This is a genomic window from Streptomyces sp. NPDC104761 (assembly GCF_055583445.1).
The window spans coordinates 65380-76330 of the sequence record NZ_JBVJNZ010000015.1; the positions used below are offsets into that span (position 1 = coordinate 65380).

The 10951-nt window shown below is 71.9% G+C and carries 14 protein-coding genes and 1 pseudogene; 8 read left to right on the forward strand and 7 right to left on the reverse strand.

The annotated features are described in order from the left end of the window. Positions 1-40: 40 nt before the first annotated feature. Entirely contained in the window at positions 41-691 is a 651-nt protein-coding gene (locus tag ACZ63F_RS33595; protein ID WP_469716915.1) for a type III effector protein, read from the reverse strand. 127 nt (positions 692-818) lie between these two features. Here ACZ63F_RS33595 and ACZ63F_RS33600 point away from each other — a divergent pair, with 127 nt between their 5' ends. Next, entirely contained in the window at positions 819-1250 is a 432-nt protein-coding gene (locus ACZ63F_RS33600; protein ID WP_469716917.1) for an Hsp20/alpha crystallin family protein, read from the forward strand. A 135-nt stretch (positions 1251-1385) separates the two neighbouring features. Next, a pseudogene (locus tag ACZ63F_RS33605) lies at positions 1386-1547 on the forward strand (IS3 family transposase); the annotation flags it as partial. Positions 1548-1609: 62 nt separating this feature from the next. Here ACZ63F_RS33605 and ACZ63F_RS33610 read toward each other — a convergent pair. Next, positions 1610-1984, reverse strand: coding sequence for a cupin domain-containing protein (locus ACZ63F_RS33610; protein ID WP_469716919.1), 375 nt, complete (start codon positions 1982-1984; stop codon positions 1610-1612). A gap of 85 nt (positions 1985-2069) precedes the next feature. Here ACZ63F_RS33610 and ACZ63F_RS33615 point away from each other — a divergent pair, with 85 nt between their 5' ends. The 3 genes from ACZ63F_RS33615 to ACZ63F_RS33625 all read left to right on the forward strand — a co-directional run bounded on the left by ACZ63F_RS33615 (position 2070) and on the right by ACZ63F_RS33625 (position 4269). Continuing rightward, the gene (locus ACZ63F_RS33615) at positions 2070-2516 is read left to right on the forward strand and encodes a MarR family winged helix-turn-helix transcriptional regulator (protein ID WP_469716921.1); all 447 of its coding nucleotides are present in this window, start codon (positions 2070-2072) and stop codon (positions 2514-2516) included. A gap of 170 nt (positions 2517-2686) precedes the next feature. Next, on the forward strand, positions 2687-3547 hold the full coding sequence (locus ACZ63F_RS33620) for an esterase/lipase family protein (RefSeq protein WP_469716924.1): 861 nt from the start codon (positions 2687-2689) through the stop codon (positions 3545-3547). A gap of 272 nt (positions 3548-3819) precedes the next feature. Continuing rightward, on the forward strand, positions 3820-4269 hold the full coding sequence (locus ACZ63F_RS33625) for a GNAT family N-acetyltransferase (RefSeq protein WP_469716926.1): 450 nt from the start codon (positions 3820-3822) through the stop codon (positions 4267-4269). Between the two features lie 21 nt (positions 4270-4290). Here ACZ63F_RS33625 and ACZ63F_RS33630 read toward each other — a convergent pair whose 3' ends face one another. Beyond that, positions 4291-4425, reverse strand: coding sequence for a hypothetical protein (locus ACZ63F_RS33630; protein ID WP_469716928.1), 135 nt, complete (start codon positions 4423-4425; stop codon positions 4291-4293). Positions 4426-4565: 140 nt separating this feature from the next. Here ACZ63F_RS33630 and ACZ63F_RS33635 point away from each other — a divergent pair, with 140 nt between their 5' ends. After that, a complete protein-coding gene (locus ACZ63F_RS33635) occupies positions 4566-5180 on the forward strand; it encodes a class I SAM-dependent methyltransferase (protein ID WP_469716930.1) in 615 nt (204 codons plus the stop codon). A 25-nt stretch (positions 5181-5205) separates the two neighbouring features. Here the strand turns inward: ACZ63F_RS33635 and ACZ63F_RS33640 are convergent, their stop codons facing one another. Both ACZ63F_RS33640 and ACZ63F_RS33645 read right to left on the reverse strand, forming a co-directional pair. Next, a complete protein-coding gene (locus ACZ63F_RS33640; RefSeq protein WP_352362151.1) occupies positions 5206-5706 on the reverse strand; it encodes a ribonuclease FAU-1 family protein in 501 nt (166 codons plus the stop codon). Beyond that, positions 5687-6616: a GNAT family N-acetyltransferase gene (locus tag ACZ63F_RS33645; protein WP_469716933.1), complete on the reverse strand. Its 930-nt coding sequence runs from the start codon at positions 6614-6616 to the stop codon at positions 5687-5689. Before ACZ63F_RS33645 ends, ACZ63F_RS33640 begins: the two co-directional genes overlap by 20 nt. A gap of 69 nt (positions 6617-6685) precedes the next feature. On the opposite strand from ACZ63F_RS33645, the gene ACZ63F_RS33650 reads away from it, so the two are divergent. Next, positions 6686-7057 carry a GntR family transcriptional regulator gene (locus ACZ63F_RS33650; protein ID WP_388599607.1) on the forward strand — a complete coding sequence of 124 codons (372 nt, stop codon included), beginning with the start codon at positions 6686-6688 and terminating at the stop codon, positions 7055-7057. Positions 7058-7340: 283 nt separating this feature from the next. On the opposite strand, the gene ACZ63F_RS33655 is transcribed toward ACZ63F_RS33650, so the two are convergent. Both ACZ63F_RS33655 and ACZ63F_RS33660 read right to left on the reverse strand, forming a co-directional pair. Continuing rightward, complete coding sequence (locus ACZ63F_RS33655) at positions 7341-8111, reverse strand: DUF72 domain-containing protein (RefSeq protein ID WP_469716935.1); 771 nt, start codon at positions 8109-8111, stop codon at positions 7341-7343. Between the two features lie 19 nt (positions 8112-8130). Then, complete coding sequence (locus tag ACZ63F_RS33660; protein WP_388716080.1) at positions 8131-9225, reverse strand: DUF5925 domain-containing protein; 1095 nt, start codon at positions 9223-9225, stop codon at positions 8131-8133. A 198-nt stretch (positions 9226-9423) separates the two neighbouring features. Here ACZ63F_RS33660 and ACZ63F_RS33665 point away from each other — a divergent pair. Continuing rightward, a partial coding sequence (locus ACZ63F_RS33665; RefSeq protein ID WP_469716937.1) for a GH39 family glycosyl hydrolase occupies positions 9424-10951 on the forward strand: 1528 nt, incomplete at its 3' end.

Below are 10951 nucleotides of genomic sequence, written 5' to 3' on the forward strand. Positions count from 1 at the left end.
GATCGTCATGAACGGACTCGGACTCGGACGCGGGCTGGGGTCAGTCATCGTCGGCGGCTGTCGCCGTCCGCCGGTCTTCGAGGGCGTCCAGGGATGCGACGAGGCCGGTGTGGCGGGCATCGAGATAGGGACGCATGCCGGTCAGGGGCGCAATGAGCTCGGCGGCGTCGGCGGCGCCGAGAGCGGCGTGCAGGGCGGCCTGGGCTGAGCGCGCTTCGGGAGCGAGGTGGGCGAGCGCGGTGATCTGTCCGGCGAGGCGGCGCAGGTCGGCGGCGTTGGCGCGGGCCCAGGTGGCGGTGGTGCGTTCGGCGGCTCTGGCCTGGCGGGTGGCCGTCACGCGCTGCTCGCCGGTGGTGCCGACGGCGCCGGGACGGCCGCGCAGGTAGCGGCGTTCGGCGGCCTGGCGGCTGGCGACGCCGAGGGGGCCGGCGAGGTCGGCCCAGCTGGCGCCCGCGTCACGGGCGGTCTCGATCAGGCCGGTCTCCCAGCCGGCGAGCCGCTCGCGCACCTGCCGCAGCAGCATCAGGGAGGCCAGCGCCTGCTCGGGACCGGGGCCGGCGGCGTCGGGGATCTCGTGCTGGGCATCGCGCAGCGCGTCGTCTATGGCGGCAAGAGCCGCCGCGGCGGCAACGAAGGACGCCGGGCTGTGGGCGTTCGTACGGGGCGTGGACGGCTGGTCGGCTGCGGTCACGAGCACCTCCCTCGGATGGTCATCGGGTCGACGACATCATGTTTGTCATCGATTGGATGACATGTTACAACGGTGTCCGTGCAGCGCATTGGCAGCAACTGCCCGAACCCGCTGGAGGTGTTTTCCCATGTTGATGCGCACCGACCACTTCCGTGAGCTGGACCGGCGGACGCAGCAGCTGATGGGCCTGGGCACCTGGTCGCGACCGTCCCCGATGCCGATGGACGCCTACCGCGACGGCGGCCAGTACGTGGTGGCCTTCGACATCCCCGGCGTCACCGCGGACGCGATCGACATCGACGTCGAGCGCAACACGCTCACCGTCAAGGCCGAGCGCCGGCCCGTGGCGAAGGCCGACGACGTGCAGATGGACCTGTCGGAACGGCCGCTCGGCGTCTTCTGCCGCCAGATCGTGCTGGCCGACACCCTGGACACCGAGCACATCCAGGCCGACTACGAGGCGGGCGTGCTCACCGTGCGCATCCCGATCGCCGAGCGCGCCAAGCCCCGCAAGATCGCCATCGGCGTCGGCTCCGGCCGCAAGGAGATCTCCGGCTGACACCGGCCGGGCCGGTGCGCGCGGCCCGCGTGGTGCTCGCCCCGCTCGGCGCACACCTGGTCGGCGAGGTCCGCGCCCAGCCCTCCGGCACGCCTGCCGGAGGGCTTCGCCCTGATCCGCCGGGGCAACCGCTGGTGGGGGTGCTCGCGCAAGAAGCGTGGCAAGGGCAGGAAAGCCGGCCCGCCGGTGCACGACGACCTGGTCCGCCGTGACGTCAGCGCGACCGGCCCGAACCGGCTGTGGCTCGCCGACATCACCGAACACGCCACCACTGAAGGCAAGTACTGCCTCTGCGCACAGCTCGCCCTGGGCCCTGGTGAACCGACCGCGAATCCGGGCTGAGGCCGGTCACCGGTACGTCAGTTGGCCCACGGCGGCACGATGCGGCTGCCGTCGGCCAGTTCGGCCTCCAGGCCGACGGACGTGGTGACCCAGGTGAGTGCGGTGTGGTCGGTCGGGTTCTCGACGGCGAGGGTGGCGCCGGGGTTGACGATGACGGTGTCGCCGGACCGGACACGGTCGGTGCGGCCGTCGACGGTGACCAGGAGCTCTCCGACCAGCAGGTGGAGGATCTCCTCCCGGTTGACGGTGTGGGCGGGTGCCCTGGTCCCGGCCGGTATCTCCCCGCGCCATGCGCACAGTTCCTTGCTGCCGGTGCGGGGAGTGGCGTAGGAGACGAAGCGGGCGCCGTGGATCTCGTGGGTGGTGGCCTCGGCGGAGCGGACGACGGGCACGGGTGCCTCCCGGCTGTATGATCAAGTAGGTTGACTATATGGTCAAGCCGCTTGACCTGTCTGTCAACGGTGTTTCAATTCCTCCGTGCAGAACTCCGAGGCCATGGCCCTGTCCGCAGCCCTGCTCGCCGCAGCCGGTGAGCTGACCCAGCGCATCAACGACGGGGTCGTCGCCCGTGGCTTCGAAGGGATGCGGCCCGCCCACGGCTTCGCCTTCTCGCGGCTCGCCCCGGACGGGGCCACCGTCACCGAACTCGCCGCGCACCTCGGGGTGACCAAGCAGGCGGCGAGTCAGCTTGTCGACGACATCGTGCGCAGGGGGTATGCCGAGCGCCGGCCGCACCCCGCGGACGCGCGGGCGCGGCTGATCGTGCTCACCGAGCGGGGGTGGGCGTGCACGCGGGCTGCCGAGGCGGCGGCCGCGGAGGTCGTCCGGGGCTGGGGTGACGTGCTGGGGGAGGGTGGAGTGCGCGTGTTGTGGGACTGTTTGGCGCGTATCGCGCCCTATGGTCCCCTCAGGCCCAGCTGGTGACACCCCATCAGGCGAATGGCGCGCGACCGGTTACTCGGAAGTTTTACCGACGCGTAACTTCACGCTTGCACTACTCGTCCGTAACTTGATGGGTGAACAGCATCCTTCGTGATCCGGATCACAGGGCGTAAGGCCGTCGTAACTCCCTTGAGCCGCAAGGAGATCACCCGATGCTGCCCTGGAAACGAGTGCTCAGACCCCTGACCGCGCTGCTCCTCGCCGCCGCCGTCGCCACCGTTCCCGCCGCCACCGCCCACGCCTCCAGTGGCCCCACCACCGGCTGGAACGACTACTCCTGCCGCCCCTCCGCCGCCCACCCGCGCCCGGTGATCCTGGTCCACGGCACCCTCGGCAACTCCGTCGACAACTGGCTCTCCCTCGCCCCGTACCTGGAGGACCGCGGCTACTGCGTCTTCTCCCTCGACTACGGCCAGCTGTCCGGCGTCCCCGTCTTCTACGGCCTCGGCCCCATCGACCAGTCGGCAGCTCAGCTCTCCGCCTTCGTAGACAAAGTGCTCGCCGCGACCGGCGCCGCCAAGGCCGACCTCGTCGGGCACTCCCAGGGCGGCATGATGCCCCGCTACTACCTGAAGTTCCTCGGCGGCTCCGACAAGGTGAACGCCCTCGTCGGCCTCGCCCCCGACAACCACGGCGCCACCCTCAGCGGCCTCACCAACCTGCTGCCGTACTTCCCCGGCGCCTCGGACCTGATCAAGGCCACCACCCCCGGCCTCGCCGACCAGATCCCCGGCTCCGCCTTCCTCACCAAGCTCAACGCGGGCGGCGACACCGTCCCCGGAGTGCACTACACGGTCATCGCCACCAAGTACGACGAGGTGGCCACACCCTGGCAGAGCCAGTACCTGAGCGGCTCCGACGTCCACAACGTCCTGCTCCAGGACCTCTGCTCGCTCGACCTCTCCGAGCACGTGGCGATCGGGCTCTTCGACCGGATCGCCTTCCACGAGGTGGCCAACGCGCTCGACCCGGCACACGCCACCGCCACCAGCTGTGCGTCGGCGTTCAGCTGAGCCGCCGCCCAACCGAACGCCGCCGGGGCCTGTCCGGCCTGAGCCGCCGGTCAGGCCCCGGAGCCATGAGGGGTCAGCGCCGCGGCGCCCGCCGCGGCACCGACGGGGCGGGCTCGGCCGGGCCGGGCTCGGCCGGGCCGGATCCCGTGGGGGCGATCAGAAAGCTAGCCCCAGGAAACCGAGAAATCGCCTGCTGGGAGTGGGCGACGGAGATCCTTATGGTCGCCTTAAGGGAGTGTTCGGACTGCGCTGAGGTAGCTAGCGTTCACGCCATGACGAACGACGAGATCCGGCCTGCCCGGCCGGCCGACGTACCGGCCGTGAAGGCCGTGACCGACATGGCGTATCACCACTACATCGCGCGGATCGGAGTGGTGCCGCAGCCCATGGAGGCGGACCACATGGCGAATGTGGCCGCGGGCCGGGTGTTCGTCGTCGGGGAGCCGGTGACCGGGCTCGTCGTCATCGAGGCCCACCAGGACCACCTGTTCCTCGACAGCATCGCCGTCCATCCCGACGCACGTGGCACGGGAGTGGGACGGCGACTGCTGGAGTTCGTGGACGCACGCGCGCGTGCGCTCGGCCTGCCCGAGGTCAGGCTCTACACGAACGCGCTGATGTGGGAGAACCAGGAGATCTACCCGAAGCACGGGTACGAAGTCGTCGAGCGGCGGGTGGACGGGCCGTACGACCGCATCCACTACCGCAAGCGGCTGGACTGAAGGGCGCGGCAGGGCCCATGGTCAGCCGTCCGGCCACCAGGTGCGTGCGATGTCCTTCCGCACCTCCGGGCGTCCGGCGGGGCGCTCGTCGGCCTCCTCGCGGAGCCGGCGGCTGTCTGACCTCTTCAGGGGCTTCTGCACGGTAGTGCGGCGCATAGCTGCCTCCTTCAGTGCCTACCGGGTTCCGCGTTGTCACGGAGATAGACGCTTTTGGTGAGAGTTCCTCATCGGTGGCGGTCTGTCAGTGGTCGCTGTCACACGGATCGAGTGTCAGTGGCGGGTGTCACGCTGGGGGCATGAAAAATGAAAGTGATCGGACGGTTGCGGTGAGTGTCGACTGGGATGCCGAGGCGGCCCGGTTCGACGAGGAGCCGGACCACGGCCTCGGCGTGCCCGAGGTCCGCGCGGCCTGGGCGGCGCGGCTGCGGGCGTGGCTGCCCGAGCCCCCCGCCGACGTCCTCGACCTCGGCTGCGGCACCGGCAGCCTGGCCCTCCTCGCCGCCGAGCAGGGCCACCGCGTCACCGGGGCCGACAGCTCCCCGGCGATGGTGGAGCGGGCCCGCGCCAAGCTGGCCGGCCGTGACGCGGTGTTCCTGCTCGGCGACGCGGCGGCACCGCCGGTGGGCGAGCGGCTCTTCGACGTCGTGCTCGTCCGGCATGTCCTGTGGGCGCTGCCCGACCCCGCGCGCGTGCTGCGGCACTGGCGGGGCCTGCTGCGGCCCGGGGGACGGTTCGTGCTGGTGGAGGGGGTGTGGGGGACCGTGACCCCGGTCGGCATACCCGCCGCCCGGCTCACCGCCCTCCTCGCGCCGCTCGCCGCGGACGTGCGCGTGGAGCCGCTGTCCGCGGTGACGGCGCTGTGGGGGAAGGAGGTGGACGACGAGCGGTACGCGGTGGTGGCGACGGTGTGAGGGCGTCTGCGGGTGCCCGGGGACTTCAGGTCAGCAGAGCGGCGAAATCCGGTTCCCGAGCCAGGGCCTCCAGCGAGTCGAGCGCGGCCACGGCCGCCGCCGCGGCCTGCGGATCCCGCGCCGCCAGCCCGCTCTCGGCGAACTCGTCCTCGTCCAGGCGGCGTACGTCCGTACCGTCGGCGGAGCGCCACAGGTCCAGGTCGAGGTCCTCGACGACCAGCCGGCCGCCGCTGAGCGTCGCCGGCCGGGTGACGTCGCAGTACCAGCCCTTGAGCGTGCCGTCGGCGGCGCGCACCTCCTTCACCGCGTACCAGCGGTCCCGCCAGTAGAACTCGGTGAATACATCGCCCTGTTCGAAGCGGACGAAGCCGAAGTCGCGGGGCGTGTCGCCGGCCCAGGGGGCGCGCACGGCGATCCGGGTACCGTCGTCGCCCAGCAGCTCGGCGGGGTAACGGATCTTCGTGCGGCCCGCCTTGACCAGCACGACGTCCACCGTGCCGGTCGGCTCAGCCGAGTTCGCGGACATACCTGACCTCCGTCGCGCAGATGTCGTACCCGAACCACTTGTTGATCGCGAGCATCGGGCCGTTGCCGCTGTCGTTGCCCGTGAACGCCTGCGTGAAGCCGGCGGCGCGGGCACGGTGCAGCGAGTCGTTCTTGGCGAGCTTGGCCAGTCCCCGGCCGCGGAAGGCGCGGGCCGTGCCGGTCATGACGGTGCCGTACCGGGTGCCGCCGTCGGTGCGGGCCGCGCTGAAGGCGGCGGGGCGGCCGTCGACCAGGACCACCGAGGTCAGTTCGCGGCTGAACAGCGGGTGCCGCCAGGTCCCGTCCAGCCAGGCCCGGTAGTCGGCGAACTCCGTGTCGATGTCGCTCGGTTCGTCCCGCGTGGTCTCCGCGTCGAGAGCGAAGAGCGGGCGCGGGTCGTCGGCGAAGTCGGCGCCGGTGCGCAGCTCCACACCGGGCGGGGGAGTCCGCAGCGGCGGGAGCGCGCCGTGCGCGAGGTCGAGCCGCAGGAAGTGCGCGGAGCGACTCGCGGTGTAGCCGCGGCGCTCGGCGAAGGCGCGGTTGGACCGGGCGTCCAGGACCCAGGCGTACGAGGTGCGCGCGCCGACGGCCGACAGGTGCGCCTCCGCCGTACGGGCCAGGAGGGTGCCGGCGCCCCGGCCGGTGCGCTCCGGATGCACGTACACGTTGGCGAAGCCCTGGCCCGGCTCCGTGCTCTCGTGCGCGAGGCCGACCTGGGCGGTGCCGACGACCTCGCCGTCCTCCTCCGCGACCAGCTGGCGGAAGCGGGCGGCGGGGTGGGTGTGCGTCAGCTCATGGACCAGGGACTCCGGGGTGAACAGCATGAAGGGGAGGGCGAGCTGCCTGACCCGGGCGAAGTCCTCGGCGTCGGACCGGACCTCGGGGCGCAGGTCACGCACGATCACTGTCATGGGGCGCACGCTATGCGGGACGTGTGCCGGATGCCTCTCATTTTCCGGCCGGTACGGGAGAATCGGGCCGTGACCTTGAAGATCCACATCGATGACAGCGCGCCGCCGTACGAGCAGGTGCGGGCGCAGATCTCCGAGCAGGCGCGGGGCGGGGTGCTGCCGGTGGGGTACCGGCTGCCGACGGTGCGGGGGCTGGCCGAGTCGCTGGGCCTGGCGGTGAACACGGTGGCCAAGGCGTACCGGGCCCTGGAGACCGACGGGGTGATCGAGACGCGCGGGCGCAACGGCACGTTCGTCGCCGCGGCGGGCTCGGCCGCCGAGCGCGAGGCGTCGCTGGCCGCCCAGGCCTACGCCGAGCGGGCGCGCCGGCTGGGGCTGGCCGAGGAGGAGGCGCTGGCCGCGGTGCGGGATGCGCTGCGGGCGGCGTACGGGGAGGGCTGAGGGGAGCCGTACGGGGGCTGAGGGGAGCCCGGCACCGCCGGATTCCGCCGTACTGGCAGATCGCCGTTGCGGCGGGCAGAAAAGAGCCGGTGGGGAAGAGCAGGTGGGGGAAGAGCCGCCCCGGAGAAGAGGGGACCAGGGGGAACGACGGACGACGGCGGGCTTCGACGCTTTCCGCCGCGGCGGCGACCAGGGCTTCAATCCCTTCCGCCGCGGCGCCCGGCCACGACGGCGGCATCCGGCGGTGCCGTACTCCGCTCGGCCCGAGACGGGAACCACGGCGTCACCTGCCGGTGCTCAGCTCCGGCGTCCTCGTCACGGTCAGTCCCGCCCGTTCCGCCGCCCTCCCGAAGGCCACCGCGTCCCGGACCGCCGCCCCGCCCGGGTCGTTGTTGAAGTACGTGTAGACGTCGGCCTTCTCGGGGTACGCCGTGGCGATGCGGTCGACCCACGTCTCCAGGGAGCGGCGGCCGTAGCGCGGCCAGGGGGTGGCCCGGCCCTCGTGGAAGCGGACGTAGGCCCAGTCGGTGGTACGCCAGAGCGGGGTCATGGGGCGGGCCTGGATGTCGGCCCAGCACAGGGCCGCCCCACGGGACCCGAGGACATCGCGGGTCTCCGGCGTCCACCAGGAGTCGTGCCGGGGTTCGACCGCGACGCGGACCCCGCGGGGGAAACAGGCCAGGCAGGCGTCCAGGAGTGCCGGGTCCGCCCTGAGCGTCGGCGGGAGCTGGAGGAGGACCGGGCCCAGCCGGTCGCCGAGGCCCGCCGCGTGGGTCATCAGCCGGTCGACCGGCTCCTGCGGCTCCTTGAGGCGTTTGATGTGCGTGAGATAGCGGCTCGCCTTGACCGCGATCACGAAGTCCGGCGGGACCCGGTCCCGCCAGGACTCGAAGTTCTCGCGGGTCGGGAGGCGGTAGAACGCGTTGTTCAGCTCGACGGTGGTGAAGTGCTCCGCGTACTCCTCCAGCCACGCGCGCACGGGCACGTCGGCCGGGTACAGGACGCCCCGCCAGTCCCGATACTGCCAGCCCGACGTTCCGATGAAGAAGGGCATACCTCCATCAAAGCACCGGCTAGAGGTACAAGCCCGCGTCCGCGCCCTCCCGCGCCCCCGGTACCGACGTCGGCGCCGTGCCCCGGCGCAGTGCGTACAGCTCCGCCAGGGTCGCCCCGTCCCGGCCCACCCCCTCCTCCGTACCGAGCCAGTTCACCGCCTCGCGGTGGGTCAGGGCGCCCACCTCGATCCGGGCCAGGCAACGGCCGGGGCGGACCACCGCGGGGTGCAGCCGCTCCAGGTCCTCGTTGGTGGTCACGCCGACCAGGACGTTGCGGCCCTGCCCGAGCAGGCCGTCGGTGAGGTTGAGCAGGCGGGACAGCGCCTGCCCGGCCGTGTGCTTGGCCTCGCCGCGGATCAGTTCGTCGCAGTCCTCCAGGAGCAGGAGCCGCCAGCGGCCCTTGCCGGCGCCGTCCTCCTCGCCGATCGCGATGTCCATCAGATAGCCGACGTCGGAGAAGAGCCGCTCCGGGTCGAGGACGCAGTCCACCTGGCACCAGTCCCGCCAGGAGCGGGCGAGGGTGCGCAGCGCGGAGGTCTTGCCGGTGCCCGGCGGGCCGTGCAGCAGCAGGAGGCGGCCCGCGATGTCCTCCGGTGTCGTCTTCATCAGGCGGTCCATCGCGTCCGCGACCGGCGCCGTGTAGTTGGCGCGGACCTCGTCCCAGGTGCCCGCGGAGATCTGCCGCGTGGTGCGGTGCGGGCCACGGCGCGGGGAGACGTACCAGAAGCCCATCGTCACGTTCTCCGGCTGCGGTTCCGGCTCGTCGGCCGCGCCGTCCGTCGCCTCGTTGAGCACCTTGGCGGCCAGTTCGGCGGTGGTGGCGGTGACGGTGACGTCGGCGCCCCGGTTCCAGCGGGAGACGAGCAGGGTCCAGCCCTCGCCCTCCGCGAGCGTCGCGCTGCGGTCGTCGTCGCGCGCCACCCGCAGCACGCGCGCCTCCTTCGGCAGCAGGGTCGCCCCGGACCGCACCCGGTCGATGTTGGCCGCGTGCGAGTACGGCTGCTCGCCCGTCGCGAAGCGGCCGAGGAACAGCGCGTCGACGACGTCGGACGGGGAGTCGGAGTCGTCGACGTTGAGCCGGATCGGCAGCGTCTCGTGCGGCTTGGCAGACATGTCGCCATGATCTGTCACCGGGGCCCGCGGCGCACCCGTTTTCCGAAGTGGGAGAGGAGTGTCGGATGCGTACCGAGCTTCCGGAGTATCCCGAAGAGGTCATGCGCACGGCCCCCCGGACGCCCGCGCCCTGGTGCCCGGCGGGCGATCCCCGATACCTGCCCCGGGGGGCGATTTCCGCCGTTAAGGTTGTCCTTGATGGGACGTCATGGGTGGAATTCGGGGGCTCGGCGGTGGCGGCTCACCGCCCTGCTCGGGGTGGGTGTGGCCGCGCTCGCCCTGATCGTGACACTGGTCGGCACCCTTCCCGGGGGCGGCGCCGGCACCGCGGGCACGACCCGGGACGGCGACAAGGTGCACGGCACCCCCGCCACCCCGGCGGGCACCACCGGGCCGTCCGTGGGCTGGGGCTTCACGCACACCCAGTACAGCGCCGACGAGGGCAGTGCGACCGCCACCGAGCGGGTCGAGGACCGGCTCGCCCAGGACGCCGGGATGCCGCAGGACCAGGCGATCATGGGCTGGGGCGCCGACAACCCCGAGCCGGTGAAGGGGCGTTACGACTTCGCGGCACTGGACCGGCGCGTCGACTTCATGCGCAGGTCGGGCGCCACTCCGGTGATCACCCTGTGCTGTTCCCCGGACTGGATGAAGGGCGGCAGGGCCGGGGTGGACAACACCGACTGGAGCCAGGCCGCCCTGGAGACCGCACCCACCCCCGACCACTACCAGGACTACGCCGACCTCGCCGCGACCGTCGCCAGGCGCTACCCGGACGTACGGCACTTCATCGTCTGGAACGAGTTCAAGGGCTTCTGGAACAACGCGAAGGGCCGCTGGGACTACGAGGGCTACACCGAGCTCTACAACCTCGTCTACAAGGCGCTGAAGGCCGTCGACAAGGACATCATGGTCGGCGGGCCCTACCTCGTCATGGACAGCTTCGACCCGCGTCAGACCGAGAACGCCTCGACCACCCTCAAGGGTGACTGGGGCGTCATGGACCAGCGGGTCGTCGACGCCTTCGACTACTGGAACACCCACAAGGCCGGCGCCGACTTCGTGGTCGTCGACGGGTCCAGCTACACCAACGACGACGACATGCTGCCGGACGAGTTCGCCGCCACGGAGAAGCTGACCTACGTCAGTGAATGGGTGCGCAGGCGGACGCACGACCTGCCGCTGTGGTGGGCCGAGTACTACGTGGAGCCCGCCGACGGCCAGGACCGACGCGACGGCTGGACCGAGGACCACCGGGTCGCCGTCCAGGCCACCGGCATGATCGCCCTGGTCAGGGGCGGCGCCGACTCCGGCTTCTACTGGAACCCGGAGGACGGCAAGGGCGGCGACTGCGCCGGCTGCCTGTGGTCCACGACCGACAGCGGGGACGGCGGGCAGGCCCTGCCCATGTACGACCTGGTGTCGCGGTTCGGGAAGTCCTTCCCGCCGGGGACGAAGTACGAGACGGTCTCCGTCGCCCGGGACGACGTGCCCAACGTGCGCGTCCTCGCCAGCGACAGGACGGTCCTGGTGGTCAACACCCTCGGCCGGGCGATCAGTGCCCAGGTGGACGGCAGGCGGTTCGACATGAAGGCCTACGAGGTGAAGTGGGGGGGGCGGGGGGGGGGGGGGGGGGGGGGGGGGGGGGTGCGCGGGTGGGGGGGGGGGGGGGGGGGGGGCAAAGGGAGGAGGAGACAGGAACGGGGGAGGGGGGAAAGAAAAAACG